Source organism: Cobetia sp. 1CM21F (assembly GCF_023161745.1).
Lineage (GTDB): Bacteria > Pseudomonadota > Gammaproteobacteria > Pseudomonadales > Halomonadaceae > Cobetia > Cobetia amphilecti.
The window spans coordinates 371038-395676 of record NZ_JALNTQ010000003.1; the positions used below are offsets into that span (position 1 = coordinate 371038).

Annotated in this window: 17 protein-coding genes and 2 tRNA genes; 12 read left to right on the forward strand and 7 right to left on the reverse strand. The window is 63.0% G+C overall.

Going from position 1 to position 24639, the window contains the following annotated elements; translation table 11 throughout:
- Positions 1-448: 448 nt before the first annotated feature.
- Both dusA and MSG32_RS12860 read right to left on the reverse strand, forming a co-directional pair.
- Positions 449-1456: a tRNA dihydrouridine(20/20a) synthase DusA gene (dusA, locus tag MSG32_RS12855; protein WP_192838563.1), complete on the reverse strand. Its 1008-nt coding sequence runs from the start codon at positions 1454-1456 to the stop codon at positions 449-451.
- Positions 1457-1603: 147 nt separating this feature from the next.
- The gene (locus MSG32_RS12860) at positions 1604-2221 is read right to left on the reverse strand and encodes a TetR/AcrR family transcriptional regulator (RefSeq protein WP_248380057.1); all 618 of its coding nucleotides are present in this window, start codon (positions 2219-2221) and stop codon (positions 1604-1606) included.
- Positions 2222-2518: 297 nt separating this feature from the next.
- Here MSG32_RS12860 and MSG32_RS12865 point away from each other — a divergent pair, with 297 nt between their 5' ends.
- The 3 genes from MSG32_RS12865 to MSG32_RS12875 all read left to right on the forward strand — a co-directional run bounded on the left by MSG32_RS12865 (position 2519) and on the right by MSG32_RS12875 (position 6448).
- Positions 2519-3073 carry a carboxymuconolactone decarboxylase family protein gene (locus MSG32_RS12865; protein WP_043333113.1) on the forward strand — a complete coding sequence of 185 codons (555 nt, stop codon included), beginning with the start codon at positions 2519-2521 and terminating at the stop codon, positions 3071-3073.
- A gap of 972 nt (positions 3074-4045) precedes the next feature.
- Positions 4046-5107 carry a magnesium/cobalt transporter CorA gene (gene corA, locus MSG32_RS12870; RefSeq protein WP_248380059.1) on the forward strand — a complete coding sequence of 354 codons (1062 nt, stop codon included), beginning with the start codon at positions 4046-4048 and terminating at the stop codon, positions 5105-5107.
- A gap of 441 nt (positions 5108-5548) precedes the next feature.
- Complete coding sequence (locus MSG32_RS12875) at positions 5549-6448, forward strand: LysR family transcriptional regulator (RefSeq protein ID WP_043333112.1); 900 nt, start codon at positions 5549-5551, stop codon at positions 6446-6448.
- 20 nt (positions 6449-6468) lie between these two features.
- Here MSG32_RS12875 and MSG32_RS12880 read toward each other — a convergent pair whose 3' ends face one another.
- The 3 genes from MSG32_RS12880 to cydD are packed head-to-tail and all read right to left on the reverse strand — an operon-like array spanning position 6469 to position 11016.
- Positions 6469-7281 carry an SDR family NAD(P)-dependent oxidoreductase gene (locus tag MSG32_RS12880; RefSeq protein WP_248380061.1) on the reverse strand — a complete coding sequence of 271 codons (813 nt, stop codon included), beginning with the start codon at positions 7279-7281 and terminating at the stop codon, positions 6469-6471.
- 37 nt (positions 7282-7318) lie between these two features.
- Entirely contained in the window at positions 7319-9181 is a 1863-nt protein-coding gene (gene cydC, locus MSG32_RS12885) for a thiol reductant ABC exporter subunit CydC (RefSeq protein WP_248380070.1), read from the reverse strand.
- Positions 9178-11016 carry a thiol reductant ABC exporter subunit CydD gene (cydD, locus tag MSG32_RS12890; protein WP_248380081.1) on the reverse strand — a complete coding sequence of 613 codons (1839 nt, stop codon included), beginning with the start codon at positions 11014-11016 and terminating at the stop codon, positions 9178-9180. Before cydD ends, cydC begins: the two co-directional genes overlap by 4 nt.
- A 257-nt stretch (positions 11017-11273) precedes the next feature.
- Here cydD and gltX point away from each other — a divergent pair, with 257 nt between their 5' ends.
- The 3 genes from gltX (at position 11274) to MSG32_RS12905 (ending at position 13116) form a co-directional block, all read left to right on the forward strand.
- Positions 11274-12749, forward strand: coding sequence for a glutamate--tRNA ligase (gene gltX / locus MSG32_RS12895; RefSeq protein WP_043333111.1), 1476 nt, complete (start codon positions 11274-11276; stop codon positions 12747-12749).
- Positions 12750-12946: 197 nt separating this feature from the next.
- Positions 12947-13022: transfer RNA gene (locus MSG32_RS12900), tRNA-Ala, on the forward strand.
- 18 nt (positions 13023-13040) lie between these two features.
- Positions 13041-13116, forward strand: a tRNA-Glu gene (locus tag MSG32_RS12905).
- Positions 13117-13646: 530 nt separating this feature from the next.
- Here the strand turns inward: MSG32_RS12905 and MSG32_RS12910 are convergent.
- Together MSG32_RS12910 and gltA are read right to left on the reverse strand one after the other, a co-directional pair.
- Positions 13647-14534: an NAD(P)-dependent oxidoreductase gene (locus MSG32_RS12910; RefSeq protein WP_248380083.1), complete on the reverse strand. Its 888-nt coding sequence runs from the start codon at positions 14532-14534 to the stop codon at positions 13647-13649.
- Positions 14535-14803: 269 nt separating this feature from the next.
- Complete coding sequence (gene gltA, locus MSG32_RS12915; protein ID WP_043333109.1) at positions 14804-16090, reverse strand: citrate synthase; 1287 nt, start codon at positions 16088-16090, stop codon at positions 14804-14806.
- A gap of 391 nt (positions 16091-16481) precedes the next feature.
- Here gltA and sdhC point away from each other — a divergent pair, with 391 nt between their 5' ends.
- The 6 genes from sdhC to odhB all read left to right on the forward strand — a co-directional run bounded on the left by sdhC (position 16482) and on the right by odhB (position 24533).
- Complete coding sequence (sdhC, locus tag MSG32_RS12920; RefSeq protein WP_043333108.1) at positions 16482-16859, forward strand: succinate dehydrogenase, cytochrome b556 subunit; 378 nt, start codon at positions 16482-16484, stop codon at positions 16857-16859.
- On the forward strand, positions 16853-17200 hold the full coding sequence (gene sdhD, locus MSG32_RS12925) for a succinate dehydrogenase, hydrophobic membrane anchor protein (RefSeq protein WP_248380085.1): 348 nt from the start codon (positions 16853-16855) through the stop codon (positions 17198-17200). The genes sdhC and sdhD overlap by 7 nt, the downstream gene beginning before the upstream one ends.
- A gap of 3 nt (positions 17201-17203) precedes the next feature.
- Entirely contained in the window at positions 17204-18976 is a 1773-nt protein-coding gene (gene sdhA, locus MSG32_RS12930) for a succinate dehydrogenase flavoprotein subunit (protein ID WP_043333106.1), read from the forward strand.
- A gap of 158 nt (positions 18977-19134) precedes the next feature.
- Entirely contained in the window at positions 19135-19839 is a 705-nt protein-coding gene (locus MSG32_RS12935) for a succinate dehydrogenase iron-sulfur subunit (RefSeq protein WP_043333105.1), read from the forward strand.
- 227 nt (positions 19840-20066) lie between these two features.
- Positions 20067-22901 (forward strand): 2-oxoglutarate dehydrogenase E1 component, encoded by a 2835-nt coding sequence (locus tag MSG32_RS12940; protein ID WP_200018805.1) that lies wholly within the window; start codon positions 20067-20069, stop codon positions 22899-22901.
- Positions 22902-22952: 51 nt separating this feature from the next.
- Entirely contained in the window at positions 22953-24533 is a 1581-nt protein-coding gene (odhB, locus tag MSG32_RS12945) for a 2-oxoglutarate dehydrogenase complex dihydrolipoyllysine-residue succinyltransferase (RefSeq protein ID WP_192838556.1), read from the forward strand.
- The last annotated feature ends 106 nt before the right edge of the window (positions 24534-24639 follow it).

Sequence of the window (24639 nt, forward strand, 5' to 3'; positions counted from 1 at the left end):
GAAGCAGCGCAGCCCGGATGACGGGACTGCATGGACCGGCCCACAGGTCTGCAGAGGAGGACTGTGGAGGAATCGCCGATGACGGAGCAGTTGTGTGGCTGACATCACGCGAGCATGGCGTGACGATGTCGAGACCGGTTGTTGTCCGTATGGTCAGCCATTCTGCGTGAGATGGCTTTGTCAGACAATCAAACGAAAGTCATGCATGTTGTTGGTATTTAAGGGGTTATTAGCTTAGATGGCGACGCAGGGTTGCGTCTGGTGTCACGCCTGACAGTGCAGTGCCGCCACTTTGCTGACTGCTGAGACGACGACACCCGGCGCGAGGGCCGGGTGTCGAGGGACTGTCTCTTGAAAGCGCCGCTCTCAAGAGGACAGGGCAGAATAGAGAGGGAAGAAGAGAGGGTAGAAGAGACAGAGCAGAAGCGGCGCGAACAGGCCAGCTCGATCAGGCCTGCTCGACCTGTGCCTCGGGCCGGTGCTCCGGCACGCGCGCCATGGCGTCATCGATGACCTCGATGCCCGCGCCTGGCTTGTGGGCGTTCTCGGAGACATGACGGCGGAACTGGCGACCGCCCGGCTGACCCTGGAACAGCCCCAGCAGATGGCGGCTGATGTGGTTGAGGCGCACGCCTTCGGCGAGACGCTTCTCGATGTAGGGGCGGAAGGCACGCAGCGCATCGTGGCGGCTGGTGTGCGGATTCTCGGCCTCGCCGTACAGCTCGCTGTCCACCGTCGCCAGCAACCAGGGGTTGTGGTACGCCTCACGGCCGACCATCACGCTGTCGACGTGCTCCAGCTGTTCGTGCAGCTCGTCCATCAGCTTCAGGCCGCCGTTGATACCGATATGCAAGGACGGGTGCGCCTGCTTGAGGCGGTGCACGCGGCCGTAGTTCAGCGGCGGCACATCGCGGTTCTCCTTCGGCGACAGGCCCTGCAGCCATGCCTTGCGCGCATGCACGCTGAAGGTGTCGCAGCCGGCATCGGCCACGGTGGTGATGAAGCGCTCGAGGTCGGCGTCCTCATCCTGATCATCGATCCCGATGCGACACTTCACCGTCACCGGAATCTTCACCTGCGCCTGCATCGCCGCCACGCACCTGGCCACCAGCTCCGGATGGCCCATCAGACAGGCACCGATCATGTTGTTCTGCACACGGTCACTCGGGCAGCCGACATTCAGGTTCACCTCGTCATAGCCCCAGCTCTCGGCGATCGCCGCACACTCGGCCAGCGCCTGCGGGTCGCTGCCACCCAGCTGCAACGCCAGCGGATGCTCCGTCTCGTCGTGACCCAGGAAGCGCTCGCGGTCCGGATTGAACAGCAATGCCCCGGTGGTCACCATCTCCGTGTACAGCAGCGTACGACGGCTCAACACGCGCGCGAAGGCGCGGTAGTCACGGGTCGTCCATTCCATCATCGGCGCAACGGAAAAGGTGCGGTCAATCGGTGTCATCGGCATGGCAGTCATATCGGCTGGTGTGGGAGCAGGGATCGGAGCATCAGGTGCAGGCGCTGTCGAGACAAGCGGGCGGTGATTCTAGCAGCTTGTGAGGCGAGCGCCGAGTCAGAGGGAGCCGCGAGCCAATGCGCCGCTCATGGCTCAATGCGTGTTGTTGACCTTCAGCGCCTCGATATCCTGAGCGATGTCTTCGGCGAGCTGGCGGACGGCTTCGCTTTCGCCTTCGCGCTGGGCGTAGGCGCGCAGGCCCATGACTTCGGCTTGCAGGCGACGGCCGAGGCGTTCCGGCTGGTGCGCGGGGCGCTCGGGGTCGATGAGTTCACCGGCGTCGCGGGCGTCCGCGAAGGCCTGGCGGAAGCGGGCTTCCATGTTGGCGAGCAGCATCTCGACCTTGTCGCGGGCGGCCTGTTCACGCTCGCCGAGTTCCAGCAGGCTCTTGGCCAGCATGCAGGCGCGGGACGGTACCTCGCAGTCGCGCAGTCCGCCGAGCTTGCGGATATAGGTGGCGAGAGCGGTCAATGGCGATTCGTGGCTGGCCATCAGGCTTTCCATCTCGCGCAGGCTGCGCGCGGAGTAGCAGTCCAGTGCTTCCTGGAAGAGGCCATCCTTGCTGCCGAAGGTGGCGTAGATGCTGCCGGGACGCATGTCGAGCGCGTGCTCGATATCCTTCAGCGAAGTGGCATGAAAGCCCTTCTGCCAGAAGAGATTTAGCGCCCGTTCGAGGGAATCCTGGCGGTTGTGCAAGGTCGCGCGTGGCATGGCTGTCCTGACGATGGGGCTCGCGAGTGACGCCTGTCTTCGCACGGCTTGGCGAAGCGGGCGGTCTGCAAGGAGCAAGGTATTGAGTGAGTACTCAAGTTTAACTTGAATGATCGCTCAAATCCAGCTAGTGTGTTCCCCGACAACGCAGTGCAGCGGATTGACAGGCGTTATTTTGAGCGTTTGCTCATATCTTGCCCTGCATCCCCAGGGGCGCTGCTCAAGGCTTCATGCCATTGACTGGCAGCCCGCCCCTGAGGCTCCGCGCATCTGGCTCATCATTCCGAAGGAGTTCTCATGACAGATTTCACACTCTATACCGCCGACAATGCCCCGCAGGACAGCAAGCCGCTGCTCGGCAAGTCCGTCGAAGCCTTCGGCATGGTGCCGGGCCTGCACGCCGTGATGGCGGAAGCGCCGGGCCTGCTGGAAGGCTACCAGGTGCTGCACCAGCTGTTCCTCGACAGCAGCTTCGATGATGAAGAGACCACCGTCGTGTGGCAGACCATCAACGTCGAGCACAACTGCCACTACTGTGTGCCGGCGCATACCGGTATCGCCAAGTCGATGAAAGTGGATGACGCCATCATCGAGGCGCTGCGCAACGAGACGCCGCTGCCGACTGAGCGTCTTGAAGCCCTGCGTACCTTCACGCTGGCCGTGGTGCGTGAGCGTGGCTTCGTCGATGACGCCACCGTGCAGACCTTCCTCGATGCCGGTTATACCAAGCGCAATGTGCTGGAAGTGATTCTGGGCCTGTCCCAGAAGGTGATGAGCAACTACACCAATCACCTGGCCGAGACGCCGATCGACGAGCCGTTCAAGAAGTTCGAGTGGCACAAGCAGGGCTGAAACTGAGGCGAGAGGGCACGGCAAGTGCCTGACTCTCCAATGCTAATGAAAATATTTCTCATTAGTGTTGACGTCTGAGCCCGCGGGTCATATTCTGGGGTCATCGCTTCCCCGCCATGGGTAGCGGTGTCCCGGCCAGCGGAGTCAGGCCCCTGGCCGGGAGGCTTCTCATCAGACAGTTTTACGGTCCTTGCCAGCGGCTCATCCTACGGGGTGGGCCGCTTTTTTATGCGCAAAAAAAGACGCCTCCTTCGCTTGCACGAGGGAGGCGTCCGGAAGCGCTTCTCGATTCACTCGCTTTCCGTCTGCCAATGACAGGGAGGAAGGCTTGCGAGTCGAGCGGTGCTTCGTGCTCACCAGATTTGGATGTCAGGTCCCTGGCAAGCGTCTCATCAGGCCAGTCACGACCTTGATATTCTGGCGCCATGATACGTCAGCCGGTGAGGGGAGGCCAGCGGCGCGTGAGATAAACGCTGACTCAATGCTAATGAAAATATTTCTCATTATTATTGACGGCGTCTGCTGGAGAGCATAATCTGGATTCATCGCTTCCCGCCATGGAATGCGGTAGCCAGAACAGCGGAGTCAGGCCCCTGTTCGGGTTTCTCCTCATCAAGCTAGTCACGGTCTTAGGGCGACTCTCACGAGTCGCCTTTTTTCGTGTCTGGCCGCCACACGCTGCTCTGGCGGGCTATCTCCCTCACTCGCTCGCTCTCTCGCACGATCACTCGCTCAATCACTCCTGCGGGCGATCTCTCGCACGCGACCTCGCGCTCACGCCCTCGTGCTTGATAACGCCTCGTCGCTCGGCCTCCGCTGGCGCGCCATCTCGTTTAGAATGACGACATCCTATTCGCACGCCGCCAAGGCGCCCGGGTTTCGCTGCCTTTTCAGACGGTTGGCCATTGCGGCCAGTCATTGTCATCAGTCAGTGCGCAGGCGCGACCCGCGGGGCTTTTCGAGGAAGTCATCATGATCACACTCTATCGACTGCACGATGATGGCCGCCTGCGCGGCGAACATATCGTGTTGCCCGACCCGCAGCCCGGCCAGCCCGATGCGCCGCCGCGCCTGGCGGACAGCGCTGAAGAAGCGGCTGCCCTGCATGCCGGGTTGCTGGCCGATGACGAGCTGGCGCCACCGATTCTGGTGCGAAGTGATGTGCTGTGGATCGATCTCTGCGAGCCGGATGAGCAGGAAAAGCGCTGGGTGAGTGAGCAGTTCACGGTGGAGCTGCCTGATGTCGAGGAGCTGGAGGAGATCGAGTCGTCGTCGCGCTTCTATCTGGAAGGCGATGGCATCCACGTCGTCTCGTTGTTTCCGCATCGCAAGGGGCGCGAGCCGCAGACGGCCAACGTCGCCTTCCATCTGCATGGGCGCCAGCTGATCAGCATGCGCCACGAGGACATCGGCCTGCTGCGGCTGTTCCGCAATCACCTGCGTCGCCAGCGACTGAGTCCGGAGGATGGCTGGGAGGTGCTGTTGGCGCTGCTGGCGATGAAGGTCGATTACCTGGCCGATGAGATCGAGGATATCTACCGGGCGCTGGAAGCGCTGGGCAAGCAGGCGGTGCACCCCGAGGCGCTGGAAGACACCCTGCACGGCATCCTGTTGCAGGAGCGCTACAACGACAAGGTGCGCCAGTCGCTGCTGGACAGTCAGCGCCTGCTGCGTCAGCTGACGCGCCATCTGCCCTCGGCGCCACGTCAGAAGTCGCGACGTCAGGAGATTCGCGACATGTTGCGCGACATCGACTCGCTCAATCCGCACACCACCTTCATCTTCGACAAGGTCAACTTCCTGCTCGATGCCTCGATCGGTTTCACCAACCTCGATCAGAGCCGCATCATCAAGATCTTCTCGGTGGCGGCGGTAGTCTTCATGCCGCCGACCTTGATCGCCAGCATCTACGGCATGAACTTCCACTGGATGCCGGAGCTGGATGAGAACTGGGGCTATCCCTTCGCGCTGTGCCTGATGGGCGTGTCGGCGCTCTCGACCTATCTGTTCTTCAAGTGGAAGAAGTGGCTGTAAGTCACTGAAGACAGGCATAAAAAAAGCGCCTGGCGTCGTGAGACGGCCAGGCGCACAAGAAACTTGCATTACAACACTGAAGATCGCCACCGAGGCCCGGGATGGGCCGACAGCGAAACCGCGCGTGGGGGCGTCGCCATGCAGACCAGTCACCGGGAATCGGTGGGATGAGCAGTGCAACTACCTGAGCGCGAACCTGGACGGTCGGGCTGCGCCACGCAGGCCCGGCCGTCGTCGGTCTAGTCCGGGAGCAGGCGGCCGATGCCGCGGCGCGCCTGCTCCCGCATGTTCGTGGCGCACAGTATAGGGTGCCGCGCTTTGGAGAATAAGCGCGTACAATCGAAAACTAGGGTTTCCATATTGGAAACCTTAAGGGGTGATGGGGTGTCTGGCCGTATTCAGGGGGCCATGGCGGTTGCACAGCGAGGGTGAGGGAGACAGATGGCGACACTTGATGCATTGCGCGTATTCGTCGAGGTCGTGCGCGCGGCCAGTTTCACGGCGGCGGCACGGCGACTGGGAATTTCCAAGTCGTTGGCCTCCAAACGGGTGGCGGCACTGGAAGAGCAGCTGGGCGTCAGCCTGATCAATCGCTCGACCCGCAAGCTGCATCTCACCGAGGCGGGGCGCATCTACTACGAGCACGGCCTGCGCATCCGCGAGGAGCTGGAGTCCGCCGAGGCCCGCGTGCAGTCCGTCACCTCGCAGCCGATGGGCCAGCTCAAGGTGTCGGCACAGGTGTCGTTCGGTTTCATGTATCTGGCCGCGCCGACCACCGCCTTCATGCGTCGCTACCCGGATGTCAGCGTCGAGATTCTGCTCGAGGATCAGCGCTTCGAGCCCATCGATGAGTCGGTGGATCTGGCGATTCGCATGGGGCCGCTGCCGGATTCCTCGATGGTCTCGCGCCCGCTGTGCAAGGTGGTCTATGGCCTGTATGCGGCGCCGGACTATCTGGCGCGCGTCAATGCGCCGCCGGTGCAGCCCCAGGACATCCGTGCCTTCGATACCATCTTCTACGGCAATTACGATCTGGGGGCGCATTGGCGCTTCACGCTCAATGGTCAGCCCTTCGATGTGGAGCCGGAGTCGCGGCTGGTGATCAACAATCTGCTCGGCGTGGTGGAGGCGGCCAAGGCCGGCTTCGGTCTCGCCTATCTGCCGACCTTCTCGGCCCGCGCGGCAGTGGAAAGCGGTGAGCTGGTGCCGCTGCTGCAGCCCTACTGGAACGAGCATGGCTCGATGGTGGTGCTGTTCCGCTCACGCAAGTACCTGCCCGACAAGACCCGCGCCTACCTCGATTTCATCACCGAGTGGTTCCAGGAGCATCTGCAGCTCTGACGTTGCCACTACAGAGAGGGTTACCACTCGATGGCCTGGCCGGCCCAGTCGTAGAAGCCGCCGCTGGCGGTGGGCGAGAGTTCAGAGGCGACGCGCAACAGACGGCGCGCCACGAAGCCCGTCGTGAACAGTTTTCCCTCGGGCACGCGGGCCTGGAAGGGCGTCGACAGGCAGGTGTCGGTGGTGCCGGGATGCAGCGCGACCAGCAGCGCCTCGGGATTGCGGCGCGCGATCTCGATGGCGGCGGTCTTGAGCAGCATGTTGTGGCTGGCCTTGCTGGCGCGATAGGCATACCAGCCGCCGCTGCGGTTATCGGAGATCGAGCCGACCCGCGCCGACAGCGAGGCGAAGATCACCGGCGTGCGTCGGCGCAGGCGTGGCGCCAGCATTCCCAGCAGCAGGGCCGGGGCGAAGGCGTTGACCTGATGCAGGCGCGTCAGGGCCGCCAGACTCAAATCCTCCAGGCGCTTCTCCGGCCATAGCTGCTCGCGCTCGTCATGCAACAGGCCCAGCGCGTTGAGTATCAGCGCCGGTGGCTGTCCCGTCTCGCGCTCCCCATCCAGTTGCTGTGCCAGCCACTGCTCGAGGCGCGCGGTGCCTTGCTCGGTGGTCAGGTCGGCCTCCAGCGTCTCGAGCTCGGGATGTGCCGCCAGGCATGAGACATCGCGACTCACCGCCAGCACTTTTCCACAGTGGGGATGGGCGAGCAGCTCAGCGATCAGCGCCCGCCCGATCCCGCCGCTGGCACCGGTGACCAGTGCGCAGAAGCCCTGTGGCAGGCGCGCGAAGGTATCCGCCGCCAATGGCTGATCTTCCAGTGTGCTTTCTGCCATGCATGTCTCCCTCTGTAGTGGCCGAATGTGACTGTCGTCAGGCAGTGCGCTCCATCAGTCTGGCAAGGCGGGAATCGCTGCTCAGCGTGGTCGGGGTGGCGTCTTCCTGCAGGCGGCCCGCCTCCAGCAGTGCCAGACGCGCAAAGCGCTCCAGCCCCAGCGGCTGGTGGGTGATCATGATCAGGCTGCGGCCATCGCAGGCGGCGAGAATCGCGCTCATCACCTGCTCGGCGCTGGTGCGGTCCAGTCCTTCGCAGGGCTCATCGAGCAGCACGATCGGCGCCGGTGACAGCAGCGCACGTGCCACACCGAAGCGGCGCAGCTGGCCACCGGACAACGAGCGCCCCCCTTCATCCGGGAAGCCGGCCAGTCCCTGTGGCTGGCGGGCCAGCCAGTCGCCGAGGCCAAGGCTTTCCAGCATGCTCGTCAGTGCCTCATCGCTGGCCTCGGGAGCGGCCAGGCGCAGGTTGTCGGCGTAGCTGGCACAGAACAGATGCGTGTCCTGCGGGCAGACCGCGAAGCTTGCGCGCAGCGTGGCCTCATCGAGCGAGTCCAGCGCCACGCCGCCCAGCGTGATGCGTCCGGCGCTGGGAATATGGAAGCGACTGAGCACGTCCAGCAGGGTGCTCTTGCCGCTGCCGGACGGGCCGAGCAGTGCCAGATGCTCGCCTGCAGCCAGCGTCAGGGAAAGCTCTTCAAGCACCGGCGTATCGCCGTGGGTGACGCTCAGCTGCTCGATCTCCAAGGCGTGTCCCACCGGCGTGGCAGCCTCGGAGGGATTGGGGAACTGAGCCGCCGGCGTATTGGCCTGCACGCTGTTGAGACGCGCGGCCGCCGACAGGCAGCGACCGAGCCCCTGCCAGGCCAGCGGCAGTGGCGCCAGCGCCTCGAAGGCGCCGAGCACCGCCAGCAGGAACAGCGCCAGCAGGCGACCATCGAGCAGCTCGCCAGAATGCATCGTCATGTCGGTGTTCGCATATGGCGCCATCTGCATGACGCCGAGTAGCGCTACCCCGGCCAGCGTCAGCCCCAGCAGACTGTGGCTCAGCCAGCTGGCCAGTGCCTGACGGCGTGCCTGGGCGCGCTCGATGCTATCCCGCTCGGCCTGTTGCTCGGCCAGGCGCTCAAGCTCTTCATTCCAGCGACCATAGATCACCAGCTCGCCCAGTCCCTGCAGGCGCTCCAGCAGGCGCGCGCGCAGGCGGCTGGCCGAGGACTGATGCCGCATGGCGTCATGGCTGCCACGCCACCAGGCCAGCCACGGCACCATTCCGCCAGTCAGTACCAGTCCGATCACCGCGACCAGCGCCAGTGTCGGCGCGAAGATGCCGATCAGCGTGCCGGCGGCGAGGATGGCGCAGACCGCCACCAGCGAGGGAATCAATACGCGCACGTAGAGGCTGTCGAGAGCGTCGACATCCGCGCCCAGGCGGGTCATCAGCTCTCCCTGACCGGCATGCTGCAGGGCGGCGGGGGAGAGTGGCTCGATGGCCTCGAACAGGCGACGACGCAGGCTCGCCAGCAGACGCAGCGTGCCTTCGTGGGTGGTGACGCGCTCGCCATAGCGCCCGGCGGTGCGCGCCAGTGCCAGCCCGCGCACGCCTGCCGCCGGGGTGAAGAAGTTGAAGGCCTGGGTGGCGGCGACGCTCAAGCCGGCCACGGCGGTGGCAGAGAGGAACCAGCCCGACAGCGCCAGCAGACCGGTGGCGGCCAGCAGGGTGATCAGCGCCAGCAGGGCGCCGATGCCCAGCCAGCCGCGATGCTCGCGCATCAGGGCCAGGTAGGGCGTCAGTTCGCGCAGACGCGGGCGCTGTTCGGCGTGCGGCTCGGCCAGTGCTGGCTCACTGGCTGTGACGGCCGCGGGCGTGTCAGGCGCGGGCTTGCGGATGGCGCGGCTCATGCGTCACCTCGCGGCGTCGGGAGGGGGAGCGGGCGGTCCTGCACCAGCTGGCCATCGTCCAGGTGAATCAGGCGCTGGCACAGCGTCAGCAGCTCGGGCCGGTGGGTCAGCAGCAGCAGGGTGCGACCCTCGCCGAGACGCTTGAGCGCGGCGATCACGCGCGCTTCGCTGTCGGCGTCCAGGCTGGCGGTGGGTTCATCCAGCAGCACCAGCGGCGCGTCATGCAAGAAGGCGCGGGCCAGTGACAGGCGACGTGCCTGGCCGCCGGACAGCGCCTGGCCGCCCTCGCCAAGGCGCGTCTCGAGCCCACGCGGCAGGTGCTGGTACCAGTCAAGCAGGTCGGCATTGTCCAGCGCCGCTTCGAGCTGTGCGTCGCTGGCGTGAGGCCTGGCCAGACGCAGGTTGTCGGCCAGCGTGCCGGACAGGACCACCGTCTCCTGACCGACCCAGGTCGCCATGCCCGGCGGCAGGCCGTGGCTCAGCGGATGGCCGTTGAGATACAGCAGGCCATCGCTGGCTTCGACGAAGCCGAGCAGCAGATTGAGCAGCGTCGACTTGCCGGAACCGGAGGCACCGGTCAGCGCGACACGTTCGCCCTGGGTGATCCGCAGGGTCAGCGGGCCGAGTGCCGGCGGAGTCAGTGTGCTGGGCTGGCGGTTCCACTGATTGGGATAGCGCACACAGACCTCTTCCAGCATCAGCGAGTGCAACTTGCGGGTCTGAGGGCGCACCGCGGGCAGGTCGCTGATGGCATTGTGCGCCTGTGCGCCAGCCTCGGCCTCTTGCGTGAAGGGGGCACTGCCGACGATGGGGGCGAGGTCACTGGCGGCAGCCTCGGCCTCGGCCTTGGCGTGATAGTGCACGCCCAGCTCGCGCAGCGGCTGATAGAACTCGGGCGCCAGCACCAGAATGAAGAGTGCGGTCTGCAGGGTCAGCGGTGAGTCGCCCCAGGTGCCGAATTGCAGATGGCCGAGGAAATGGAAGCCGAGGTAGACCGCCAGCAGCGCGATGGACACCGCGGTGAAGAATTCCAGCACCGTGGAGGACAGGAAGGCCAGGCGCAGCACGCGCATGGTGCGCTTGCGAAAGGCATGGCTGACCGCCTCGACCTGGGGGCCGCGTCTGGCGCTGCCGAACAGCTTCAGGGTCTTGAGGCCGGTGAGCAGGTCCATGAAGTGGCGGCCCATGCGGTCCATCTCCCGGAACTGCTCCTGCGAGCGCTTGCGCGCCGCGATGCCGACCAGAATCATGAAGATCGGCACCAGCGGTGCGGTGGTGGCCAGAATCAGGCCGGCCGCCCAGTTGAGCGGAAACACCACGCACAGCAGCATCAGCGGAATCAGCCCCGCGAGGCGTGTCTGCGGGCGGAAGTCGGCGTAGTAGCCGTGCAGTGACTCGACCTGGTCCCAGGCGCGGTTGGCGATGCTGGCGCGATGCTGGCGACGCACCCACAGCGGGCCGAGTTCGGCGAAGCGCTGCAACAGGCGCTCGCGCAGGCGACGGCGGATCTGCTGGCTGGCGCGGGTGCCGGCATAGCCACGCAGGCCAGTGAGCGCGCCGCGCAGCGAGAGACTGGCGGCGAGCACCGCGATGGCCGGCCATAGTGTCGCCAGGCCTTCGCGGTCGATCGCCACGCCCTGGGCCAGACGGGCGATGGCCCAGGCCTGGGCGAGCAGCACCAGTGTCGAGAGCAGGGCGCACAGGATGGCGAGCTGGGGCCAGCGGCCACCGGCACGTGCCAGTGTCTCCAGCCAGCGGCGTGGCACGAATTCTGCCGATGCAGTGGCATCGGTGGGGGAGGGTGAAACATCGGGTGCAGCGGCAGTTCGGGGCATTCATGCTCCTGCCGGTGGTGGCAGAGATAGTTGCAGGGAGGCGCTGGCGTCACGTCTCAAGGCAGAGAATGACGCATCTGGCGCAAGCTTACCGCCGAGAGAGCGTTGGTACACGGCGACGCACTGTCGCACATCTTCACCTTGCGTATAATATGCCCCAGCACTTGCTGCTGAGACAGCAGCGTGATTTCACGCCCCGGCAGTCAGTCATTGCCGAGACGCTTGTTGCCCTCTCTTCTCGAACTACTGGACTCCACATGACCGTTCGTACGCGCATCGCACCGTCGCCGACTGGTGATCCCCACGTCGGCACCGCCTACATCGCCCTGTTCAACCAGTGCTTCGCTCGTCAGCACGGTGGCGAGTTCATTCTGCGTATCGAGGATACCGATCAGACGCGTTCCACCGGCGAATCCGAGCAGATGATCCTCGACTCGCTGCGCTGGCTGGGCATCGAATGGGCTGAAGGCCCGGATGTCGGCGGTCCGCACGGCCCGTACCGTCAGAGTGAGCGTGGCGACATCTACGCCAGGCACTGCCAGCAGCTGATCGATGCCGGCCATGCCTTCAAGTGCTATCGCACCAGTGAAGAGCTGGACGAGCTGCGCGAGTCGCGCAAGGCCGAAGGTCTGCACATGGCGCTCAAGCCGTCCGATCTCGCGCTGCCGGCAGAAGAAGTGGCACGTCGTGAAGCGGCGGGCGCACCCTTCGTCATCCGCATGAACGTGCCGGAAAGCGGCACCTGTGTGGTCAAGGACATGTTGCGCGGCGAGATCGAGGTCGAGTGGGCCCAGGTCGATGCGCAGATCCTGCTCAAGTCCGACGGCATGCCGACCTACCACCTGGCCAACGTGGTAGATGATCACCTGATGGAGATCACCCACGTGCTGCGTGGCGAGGAGTGGATCAACTCGGCGCCCAAGCATCAGCTGCTGTATGAATACTTCGGCTGGCAGATGCCGGAACTGTGCCACATGCCGCTGCTGCGCAACCCGGACAAGACCAAGCTGTCCAAGCGCAAGAACCCGACGTCGATCCTCTACTACCGGCGCATGGGTTACCTGCCGGCGGCGGTGATCAACTATCTCGGCCGTCTCGGCTGGTCCATGCCGGACGAGCGCGAGAAGTTCACCCTGAGCGAGATGCAGGAGCACTTCGATATCCAGCGTGTCTCACTGGGTGGCCCGGTGTTCGATGTCGAGAAGCTCAGCTGGCTGAACGGTCTCTACATCCGCGATCTGTCCGAGGACGAGCTGCTGAGCGAGCTGCGTCAGTGGGCCTTCAACGAGTCCTACGTCAAGCAGATCCTGCCGGAAGTGAAGCCGCGCATCGAGACGCTGTCCGAGGCGATTCCGCTGGCCGGCCACTTCTTCTCCGGTCTGCCGGCCATCACACCGGACGACTTCGCCAAGGCGAAGCTGGAAGGCGAAGACCTGGTGCGTCAGATGCAGTTCCTGACCTGGAAGCTTGAAGCCGTGAGCCGCTGGGACAAGGAGCATCTGCTGGCGGAAGTGAAGCTGCTTTCCGAGCACTTCGGGCTCAAGATGAAGGACTTCCTGGCACCGGTGTTCGTGGCGGTGACTGGCTCGGCGACTTCCACCTCGGTGATGGACGCGATGGTCATTCTGGGCTCCGACATGACGCGCGCGCGTCTGCGTCACGCCGTGGCCGTGCTGGGTGGCGTCTCCAAGAAGGCCGCCAAGCGTTTCGAGAAGGAATATCGCGACCTGTAAGAATATCGCGACCTTTATGGGTATCTGCGATGTGCAGATGATGGCCCCCGTGACGTATGTCGTCATGGGGGCCATGTCTTGCAGCAGGGCGCTGAACAGCGCTTTCAGTGCTGATCAGCAGCACGATGAGAATTGTGTGAAAAAGAAGTTGACGACCCCGAGGGTTATCAGTAAGATACGCCTCGTTCTTGAGAGACGGGGCCTTAGCTCAGCTGGGAGAGCGCAACACTGGCAGTGTTGAGGTCAGCGGTTCGATCCCGCTAGGCTCCACCAAGTTTCGCAAGCGACTGCGTCCCATTCGTCTAGTGGTCCAGGACACCGCCCTTTCACGGCGGTAACAGGGGTTCGAACCCCCTATGGGACGCCACTCTTCAGACATCTCGAGTCACCTTTCAGGTCTCGTGAAGTCAACAAAAAAGCACACCTTGCGGGGTGTGTTTTTTTTGTCCCTGATTCTGGCTTATGCACAGCCTGTGTGTCGGCAGAAAAGCATGTTATCCCCAAGTCGCCCTTGACAGACCCCGTGTCTTGTCCACTGTTCGCGCGCTGTCACATCTCCCCCTGCATCTCTTCCCAAAGTGCGGCCCCTACGGCTGGCGCTTACGTCGTGTTACCAAAAATTTCTTTTATATCAATGGTTTATGCGCTGGTTAAATTTTGTGCAATCTGTTGGTAAGCCCGCTGTCATGCTGGTTCGCCGCGCTTGTCTAGGGGTTATCAACGAGGTTATCCACAGATAGTGTGGAAAAACCTGCCGAGCGCCGCTGCTGTCTGGGATGTTGCGCTGCGGCACGAAAAAACGCCTCATTCCCGCGTCCATATGGCGTTGGAATGAGGCGTTTTCAGTGCGAGGCCGTGTGATGCGATTCAGCTCGCTCGCGTGTATTCAGACCCGCTTCATCTGGAGAGGCGCTTGAGCAGCGAGGAGGTGTCCCAGCGATTGCCGCCCATGGCCTGCACGTCGGCATAGAACTGATCGACCAGCGCGGTCACCGGCAGGCTGGCATCGATGCGGCGTGCTTCCGCCAGGCAGATGTCGAGGTCCTTGCGCATCCAGTCGACGGCAAAGCCGTGATCGTACTCGTCCTTGATCATGGTGGCGTGACGGTTTTCCATCTGCCAGGAGCCGGCGGCGCCCTTGGAGATCACCTCGATCACCGCCTCGCGATCCAGTCCGGCCTGCTCGGCGAAGTGCAGGCCCTCGGAAAGCGCCTGCACCAGCCCGGCAATGCAGATCTGGTTGACCATCTTGGTGGTCTGGCCGGCACCGGTCTCGCCGATGCGCTTCACCATGCGACCGTAGTGCGTCAGCACCGGCTCGGCACGCACGTAATCCGCCTCGCTGCCGCCACACATGATGGTCAGCACGCCATTCACGGCGCCTTGCTGGCCGCCGGACACCGGCGCGTCGACGAAGCCGATGCCGGCCTCGCCCGCGGCGGCGGCCAGCTCGCGTGCCAGGTCGGCACTGGCGGTGGTGTGGTCCACCAGCAGGCTGCCGCTCGTCATGCCGGCCAGCACGCCGTCGTCGCCGTAGGTGACGCTGCGCACGTCATCATCATTGCCCACGCACATCAGCACGATATCGGCGCCCTCGGCGGCTTCTCGCGGGGTGGCGTGATGGCTGCCGCCGTACTCCTCGCTCCACTGCTCGGCGCGTGCACGTGTGCGGTTGTAGACCCGCACCTCCAGGCCTGCGCGTTTCAGATGGCCGGCCATGGGGTAGCCCATGACGCCGAGTCCGATGAAGGCGGCGGTACGTGGCGTTGTGTGTGTGTCTGACATGCTGGGGGCTCCTTGCCATCAATCAGGAATGAGGTTGCGCCGCTCGCGGTGGGGCGCATGGCGTGCCGGCGCGCACAGGACGTGAAGAGGCCGGTACATCAGCACGCTAGCACGTCCGGGGCGGGGATGGGGCGGCTTTATGGCTTGCTGTCAGGCAGGGGCTGCGCGCATGAGAGGTAACAGGCCAAAAAAAACCGCCTCCGAAGAGGCGGTCTGTCCTGCAGGCGCATGACCCGATGTTGCCGGGTGCCTGGTTGCCTGGTGCTGGGTTACTTGGCCGGATAGTCGCGCTGCGGGTGGCCGGTGTAGAGCTGACGCGGACGGCCGATGCGGTGGCCGCCGGCGATCATCTCGTTCCAGTGGGAGATCCAGCCGATGGTGCGCGACATGGCGAAGATGACCGTGAACATGTTGGTCGGGATGCCGATCGCCTTGAGGATGATGCCGGAGTAGAAGTCGACATTCGGGTACAGCTTGCGCTCGATGAAGTACTCGTCTTCCAGCGCGATCTGTTCCAGACGCTTGGCGATCTTGAGCTGCGGATCGTCCGCCATGCCCAGCTGCTCCAGCACTTCGTCGCAGGTCTCTTTCATGACCTTGGCGCGCGGATCGAAGTTGCGATAGACGCGGTGACCGAAGCCCATCAGCTTGAACGGGTCTTCCTTGTCCTTGGCCTTGTCGATGAAACGCTGGATGTTCTCCTCGGACTCTTCACCGATCTCGTCGAGCATGGCCAGCACGGCTTCGTTGGCGCCGCCGTGTGCCGGGCCCCACAGTGCCGCGATACCGGCGCTGATGCAGGCGAACGGGTTGGCACCGGTGGAGCCGGCCAGACGCACGGTAGAGGTCGAGGCGTTCTGCTCGTGGTCGGCGTGCAGCATGAAGATGGTGTCCATCGCCTTGGCGAACACCGGGTTGATCTTGTACTCCTCGCACGGGTTGCCGAACATCATGTACAGGAAGTTCTCGCCGTAGGAGAGGTCATTGCGCGGGTACATGAACGGCTGGCCGATGTTGTACTTGTGGCACATGGCCGCCAGGGTCGGCATCTTGGCGATCAGGCGCACGGCGCTGACGTAGCGTTCCTTCTCGTTGGTGATGTTCAGGTTGTCGTGATAGAAGGCGGCCAGGCCACCGACCACGCCGCACAGGATCGCCATCGGGTGGGCGTCGCGACGGAAGCCCTTGAAGAAGTTGACGATCTGCTCATGCACCATGGTGTGGTTGCTGATCAGCTGGGCGAACTTGTCGTATTCCTCGTCGCTCGGCAGCTCTCCGAACAGCAGCAGGTAGCACAGCTCGATGTAGTTGGAGCTCTTGGCCAGCTGGTCGATGGGGTAGCCGCGATGCAGCAGCACGCCTTTCTGGCCATCGATGAAGGTGATGGATGATTCGCAGGCGGCAGTGGAGACGAAGCCCGGGTCGTAGGTGAACATGCCTTCGGCGGTCAGGCCGCGAACGTCGATGACGTCCTGGCCGAGCGTGCCGGAATAGACCGGGAACTCGATGCTCTTGTCGATACCGTCTACTGTCAATGTCGCTTTCTTGTCAGTCATGCCGACCTCCTCATTATTCGCGTAACTCTTTGACTTGCTTGCCATGCCGGGCTTGCATCAATCCCGCCCACTATAGAAGCCCGCGAAAGATTGTCAATTCGCCACACGGCGTAGAGACGCGCGCCATGCTGCTGTGCGTCAGTTCCCCGACGTTTACGTATCCCGTGGCGTCAGGTCGCGTCCTGTTCACTGCATTTTGTGCAATCCGTGGTTGCGGCCCTGCGACGTCATGCCATTTGTCATGCCAATGGCCAACCCCTATAATCCACCGTCGCGCGACTGGCGGGAAATTCGGCTCGGTACCGTGGATGGCCTGCGCCCGAGACCCTTCCTCAAACCACCGCCCCTGCGGGCTTGCGTCCGTGTTGGGCCAAGAGAGTGTGTAAGAGCCGTGAATAGCAAACGACCCGTAAATCTCGATCTGACGACGATAAAGTTCCCTCTCCCTGCGCTGACTTCAATCACCCACCGTATTACCGGCGTGATTCTGTTCGTGGGCCTGGTATTTGCGCTGTGGGCACTCGATGCCTCGCTGTCCTCCCCGGAAGGGTTCGAGGCAGTGCGCGACACCCTGGCGACCAACTTCCTGGCCAAGATCGTGGCCTGGGGCCTGCTGTCTGCCCTCGGTTTCCACTTCGTGGCTGGCATCAAGCACCTGCTGATGGACATGGATATTGGTGTCGAACTGGAAAGTGCTAATCGCAAGGCGCAGGTCACTGTCGTGATCAGTGCTGTTCTCGTGGTCCTGGCGGGAGTCTGGGTATGGTAAACAACATCACCAATTTCAGCCGCAGCGGTCTGTCCGACTGGGTGCTGCAGCGTGTTTCTGCCGTGATTCTGGCAGTCTACTCCGTGTTCATGGTCGGCTACCTGCTGCTCCATCCGAACCTCGACTACGCCACCTGGAGTGGTCTGTTCGAGAACACGGCGATGCGCATCTTCTCTCTGATGGCATTCATCTCGATTGCCGCACACGCCTGGATCGGTCTGTGGACCGTGGCGACCGATTACATGAAGCCGACCGCACTGCGTTTCGGTTTCCAGGTCTTCGTCATCCTTGCGTTGTTCATCTTCTTGGTCTGGGGCGTTCAAGTCCTGTGGGGAGCCTGATACATGTCCACCATGCGTAGCCTGACATTCGACGCGATCATCATCGGCGGCGGCGGCGCTGGCCTGCGTGCCGGTCTCGAACTGTCCCAGTCCGGCAAGAAGACCGCCGTGCTGTCCAAGGTCTTCCCGACCCGCTCGCATACTGTCTCTGCCCAGGGCGGTATCACCTGTGCCATCGCTTCTGCTGATCCGAATGATGATTGGCGCTGGCACATGTATGACACCGTCAAGGGTGGCGATTACATCGCTGATCAGGACGCTGCGGAATATATGTGTACCGAAGGCCCGAAAGCGGTCTTCGAGCTTGAGCACATGGGTCTGCCGTTCTCCCGTTTCGACAACGGCCGCATCTATCAGCGTCCGTTCGGTGGCCAGTCCAAGGACTTCGGCAAGGGCGGCCAGGCGGCTCGTACCTGCGCCGCGGCTGACCGTACCGGTCACGCCCTGCTGCACACTCTGTATCAGGCCAACCTGAAGAACGGCACCGTCTTCCTCGACGAGTGGTACGCCATCGATCTGGTCAAGAATGCCAACGGCGATATCGTCGGCGTGATTGCCCTGTGCATCGAGACCGGCGAGACCGTGGTCGTGAAGTCCAAGGCCACCGTTCTGGCCACTGGCGGTGCGGGCCGTATCTACGCCTCCACCACCAACGCCCTGATCAACACCGGCGACGGTATCGGCATGGCACTGCGTGCCGGCCTGCCGGTCCAGGACATGGAAATGTGGCAGTTCCACCCGACCGGGATTCACGGTGCGGGCGTGCTGGTCACCGAAGGTTGCCGCGGTGAAGGTGGCTACCTGGTCAACAAGGACGGCGAGCGCTTCATGGAGCGTTATGCGCCGAACGCCAAGGACCTCGCGGGCCGTGACGTCGTCGCGCGCTCCATGGTGCTGGAAATCCTCGAAGGCCGTGGCTGTGGCGAGAATGGCGACCACGTCTTCCTGAAGCTGGATCACCTGGGCGAGGAAGTGCTGAACAAGCGCCTGCCGGGTATCTCCGAGCTGTCCAAGACCTTCGCGCACGTCGACCCGACCAACGCGCCGATCCCGGTCGTGCCGACCTGCCACTACATGATGGGCGGCATCGCCACCAACGTGCACGGTCAGGCCATCGCACAGAACGAAGACGGCAGCGACCGCATCGTCAACGGCCTCTATGCCGTGGGTGAAGTGGCCTGTGTGTCCGTTCACGGTGCCAACCGTCTGGGCGGCAACTCGCTGCTGGATCTGGTCGTCTTCGGCCGCGCCGCGGGCAAGTACATCGAAAGCGCGCTCAACGAAGGTGTCGAGTACCTCGAGCCGACGCAGAGCGACATCGATGCTGCCCTGGTGCGCCTGAACCGCTGGAACGAGTCCGAAAGCGGCGAGTCCGTGCCGGAACTCAAGCGCGAACTGCAGCAGATCATGCAGAATTCCTTCGGTGTCTTCCGTCAGGAAGACAAGATGGAAGAGGGCGTCAAGCAGCTGTCCGATCTGCGTGAGCGTATCGCCAAGGCGGGTCTGTCCGACAAGTCTCAGGTCTTCAATACCGCGCGTATCGAAGCTCTCGAGCTGGACAACCTGATGGAAGTGGCGGAAGCCACTGCCATTGCGGCCCTGACCCGCAAGGAAAGCCGTGGTGCTCACTCCCGTTACGACTTCCCGGACCGTGATGACGAGAACTGGCTCAAGCATTCTCTGTTCTTCCCGAACGAGAAGCGTGTCGGCAAGCGTGATGTGAACTTCGCGCCGAAGACCGTCGAGCGTTTCGAGCCGAAGATTCGTACCTACTGAGTCTGACCCCAAGGCGCGCGTCGCGACCCGCTCGGGACGCGCGCCTTTCTTCAGACCAAGTTCGCACTCGCTCGAGTTCACTCTCGCTTGAGTTCGCCGTGATCGAGGTGCGTGCAGGTCACCGCACGCACCTGACCCGTTTGCCCGGAGGGGAAACCATGCTTCAGGTATCCATATACCGCTACAACCCTGAAACCGATACTGCGCCGTACATGCAGGAGTTTCAGGTCGACACCCAGGGTCGTGACCTGATGGTGTTGAACGTGATGGAAATGCTCAAGGAACAGGACAGCTCGCTGGCCTATCGTCGCAGCTGCCGTGAAGGCGTCTGTGGTTCGGACGGCATGAACATGAACGGCAAGAACGGCTTGACCTGTGTCACCGCACTGTCCGAAGTCGTCAAGGACAACAAGCTGGTGCTGCGTCCGCTGCCGGGCCTGCCGGTCGTGCGTGACCTGGTCGTCGACATGAGCATCTTCTACAAGCAGTACGAGCGCATCCAGCCGTACCTGCTCAACGACACGCCGGCGCCGGCCATCGAGCGTCTGCAGTCGCCGGAAGACCGTGACAAGCTCGACGGTCTCTACGAGTGCATCCTGTGTGCCTGCTGCTCGACTGCCTGCCCGTCCTTCTGGTGGAACCCGGACAAGTTCGTCGGTCCGAGCGGTCTGCTGCAGGCCTATCGCTTCCTGGCGGACTCGCGTGACACCGCCACCAAGGAGCGTTTGAGCGAGCTGGACGACCCGTTTGCCGTATTCCGTTGTCGCGGAATCATGAATTGTGTCGCGGTTTGCCCCAAGGGTCTGAACCCGACACGTGCCATCGGCAAGATTCGTGAGCTTTTGCTGGCAAACGCCACTTAAAAGCCGCGCCTTAGCTTGCTATGATGCACGTCAGCTGCGGCAGGGTGTCACACCTTGTCGCAGCGCACAGCTTGCTGAAGCCGGTGCCTTGTGCACCGGCTTTTGACGATAAAAGAAGACTCAGATGGTGAAGGCCTCCATGGTTTCGCCATACAGGGCATAATCGAGTGACGCCGACAGCGCTTGTCAGGCGCCTACCCCACCCCATCAGTCAGGGTGACCGAGAGATGCAAGAAGGCACAATGGAGTTGATGTGGCGCACTTCCCATATGAGCGGGGGGAATGTCCACTACGTAGAAGATCTCTACGAGCGTTATCTTGTCGACCCGAATGAGGTTCCCGACGAGTGGCGCAACTACTTTGATACTCTGCCGCGTCATGACGGCAGCCCCTCCCAGGATGTTCCGCTAGCGCCGATCCGTGATCAGTTCTACGAGATGGGTCGCAACAGTCGCCGCCCGGTGGCTGTCTCTGCGGGCGAAAGCAGCGAGAACAAGAAGCAGGTTCGTGTTCTCCAGCTGATCAACGCCTACCGCTTCCGTGGCCACCAGAAGGCGGATATCGATCCCCTCGGTCTGCGCAAGCCGGCACCGGTACCGGACCTCGAACTGTCCTTCCATCAGCTGTCCGCCGCTGACATGGACGTCGAGTTCCAGACCGGCTCGCTGTTCCTCGGCAAGGATGTTGCACCGCTCAAGGAAATTCACGCCGCGCTGGAGCAGACCTACTGCCGCAGCATCGGCGCCGAGTTCATGCACATCGTCAACACGGAAGAGAAGCGCTGGCTGCAGCAGCGTTTCGAGTCCGTACGTTCCAAGCCGAACTTCTCACGCGATGTCCGTCATCACGTGCTGGAACGTCTGACCGCCGCCGAAGGCCTCGAGAGCTATCTCGCCAGCAAGTACCCGGGCACCAAGCGCTTTGGTCTGGAAGGCGGCGAATCCTTCATTCCGATGATGGATGAGCTGATCCAGCGCAGCGGCAAGTACGGTACCAAGGAAGTCGTGATCGGCATGGCCCACCGTGGCCGTCTCAACCTGCTGGTCAACCTGCTGGGCAAGAGCCCGTCAGAGCTGATCGAGGAATTCGATGGCAAGAAGCAGATTGCCAAGGGTTCCGGCGACGTGAAGTACCACCAGGGCTTCAGCTCGAATGTCATGACCCCGGGCGGCGAAGTCCACCTGGCGCTGGCGTTCAACCCGTCGCACCTGGAAATCGTCTCTCCGGTGGTGGAAGGCTCCGTGCGTGCCCGTCAGGACCGTCGCGAAGACAGCGAAGGCGACAGTGTACTGCCGATCTCCATCCACGGTGACGCGGCATTCGCCGGTCAGGGCGTGGTCATGGAAACCTTCCAGATGTCGCAGACCCGTGCCTACAAGACGGGCGGTACCGTGCATGTCGTCATCAACAACCAGGTGGGCTTCACCACCTCGCGTGCCGATGACGCTCGCTCGACCGAATACTGCACCGACATCGCCAAGATGGTTCAGGCGCCGATCATCCACGTCAATGGAGATGATCCGGACGCCGTGCTGCACGCCGCTCAGGTCGCCATCGACTACCGTCAGCAGTTCAAGCGTGACGTCGTGATCGACCTCGTGTGTTACCGCAAGCGCGGTCACAACGAAGCCGACGAGCCGTCCGGTACCCAGCCGCTGATGTACGCCAAGATCAAGTCCCAGAAGACTGCCCGCGAGAAGTATGCGGATCGTCTGGTCGAGGAAGGCGTGCTCAGCGCGGAAGAGACCAAGCACCTGGTCGACCAGTACCGTGCCGACCTGGATGCCGGCAACCACGTTGCCAATGCGCTGGTGAAGCAACCCAACACCGGTCTGTTCGTCGATTGGACGCCGTACCTGGGCCACGAGTGGACCGGCGTTGCCGATACCTCGATGGACATGAAGCAGCTGCAGGCCCTCGCCAACAAGATGTGCGAAGTGCCGGACGGCATCTCGGTCCAGCGTCAGGTCAACAAGATCTACGAAGACCGTCGCAAGATGGCCGCCGGTGGCATGCCGCTGAACTGGGGCTTCGCCGAGACACTGGCCTACGCCACCCTGGTCGATGCCGACCATCCGGTGCGTATCACCGGTCAGGACGTGGGTCGCGGTACCTTCTCCCACCGTCATGCGGTGGTGCACAACCAGAAGGATGGCGACACCTACGTGCCGCTGCAGCACATCAAGGATGGTCAGGCGACCTTCACCATCCATGACTCCTACCTCTCCGAGGAAGCGGTGCTGGCCTTTGAATATGGCTATGCCACCACCATGCCCAAGGCATTGGTCGTGTGGGAAGCCCAGTTCGGTGACTTCGCCAACGGCGCCCAGGTGGTGATGGACCAGTTCATCTCCTCCGGCGAGAGCAAGTGGGGCCGCCTGTGTGGTCTGACCATGCTGCTGCCGCACGGCTACGAGGGTCAGGGCCCGGAGCACAGCTCCGCACGCCTCGAGCGTTACCTCCAGCTGTGTGCCGAGCACAACATGCAGGTATGCATGCCGACCACGCCGGCGCAGATCTATCATCTGCTGCGTCGTCAGGTCATCCGCTCGCTGCGCAAGCCGCTGGTCGTGCTGTCACCCAAGTCTCTGCTGCGTCACAAGGAAGCGACTTCCACCCTCGACGAGCTGGCCGATGGCCGCTTCGAGATGGTGCTGTCCGACAAGGGCAACCTGGAAGCTTCCAAGGTCAAGCGCGTCGTGCTGTGTGCGGGCAAGGTCTACTATGACCTGGCCGCCTATCGCGCCGAGCAGGGCCGTGAAGATGTTGCCATCATCCGTGTCGAGCAGCTCTATCCCTTCCCGAAGGAAGAGCTCCAGGCCGCCATCGCCGACTACGAGAATCTCGAGCAGGTGATGTGGTGCCAGGAAGAGCCGCTCAACCAGGGTGCCTGGTATCAGAGTCAGCATCACATGCGTCAGGTCGCTGAGCAGCACCGTCAGGGGCTTGGCATGAGCCTGGACTTCGCCGGACGCCCGGCCTCTGCGGCACCTGCCGCGGGCTACATGTCCGTTCATAACGAGCAGCAGCGCCAGCTGGTCGACGACGCCTTCAACAAGTAAAGGCTCGCGACCCGCAAGGGCACCGAGAGAGAATTGAGTTAAGGAACTCCAATGGCTATCGATATCAAAGCGCCGTCTTTTCCGGAATCCGTCGCCGAAGGCACTGTGGCGACCTGGCACAAGCAGCCCGGCGACAGCGTCGAGCGTGACGAGCTGATCGTCGAGATCGAGACCGACAAGGTCGTGCTGGAAGTCGTCGCACCGCAGGACGGCACCCTGGGCGAGATCAAGGTTCAGGAAGGCGACACCTGCGAGTCCGAGCAAGTGCTGGGCTCCATCGGTGATGCAGACGCCGCTGCGTCTTCTGACGCCAAGGACGACTCCGCCGCTGAAGAGAGCAAGGACGACGCCAAGGCCGAAAGCAAGCCGGCCGCCGGTGGCGAAGGCAAGACGCTGGAAGTCAAGGCGCCGAGCTTCCCGGAATCCGTTGCCGAAGGCACCGTCGCCACCTGGCACAAGAAGGTCGGTGAAGCCTGCGAGCGCGACGAGCTGATCGTCGAGATCGAGACCGACAAGGTCGTGCTGGAAGTCGTGGCTCCGGCCGACGGCGCCCTGAGCGAGATCAAGGTCGAGGAAGGCGATACCTGCGAGACCGAAGCCGTGCTGGCACTGTTCAGCGCTGGTGCTTCCGGTGGCGCCGCGCCGGCCGCTGAGGCAAGCGACGACAAGTCCGGCTCTGACGAAGGTCAGGACGAGAAGGTCGGCGACAAGATCCTCGCCCCGGCAGCACGCAAGATGGTGGCCGAGCACGATCTGGACGTCAGCAAGCTGGTCGGTACCGGCAAGGGCGGTCGCGTGCTGAAGGAAGACGTGGCCAAGGCCGTCAAGGAAGGCACTGCGGCCAAGTCCGCTGCCAAGCCGGCTGCCAAGTCCGGCGCTTCCAAGTCTGATGCCAAGGCCGCGCCGAAATCTGCACCGACCTTCGAGGGCGAGCGTCCCGAGAAGCGCGTGCCGATGAGCCGCATGCGTCAGACCATCGCCAAGCGTCTGGTCAATGCCCAGCAGACCGCCGCCATGCTCACCACTTACAACGAAGTGGACATGAGCGCGGTGATGGAACTGCGCAAGCAGTACAAAGACACCTTCCAGAAGGTGCACGACACCAAGCTCGGCTTCATGGGCTTCTTCGTCAAGGCGGCCACCGAAGCGCTCAAGCGCTTCCCGGACGTCAATGCCTCCATCGACGGCACCGACATCGTCTACCACGGTTACCAGGACATCGGTGTGGCCGTGTCTTCCGACCGCGGTCTGGTCGTGCCGGTGCTGCGTGATACCGACAGCATGAAGCTCGCCGATGTCGAAAAGACCATCGTCGACTTCGGTCAGCGTGCCCGCGCCGGCAAGCTGGGCATCGATGAGATGCAGGGCGGTACCTTCACGATCACCAACGGCGGCATCTTCGGTTCCCTGATGTCCACCCCGATCCTGAATCCGCCGCAGACCGCCATCCTGGGCATGCACAAGATCCAGGAGCGTCCGATGGCCGTGAACGGTCAGGTCGTCATCCGTCCGATGATGTATCTGGCACTGTCCTACGATCACCGCATGATCGATGGCAAGGATGCAGTCCAGTTCCTCGTCGCCATCAAGGACCTGCTGGAAGATCCGGCTCGTTTCCTGCTCGACGTCTGAGACCGCAATGTCTCACGCCCTTGAGGATCTCGAGGGCGTGAGCGGCCCCGGCGGGTGGCACTGACACTCGCCGGGTTGCCAACCCGAATCGAACTGCACCAACAGG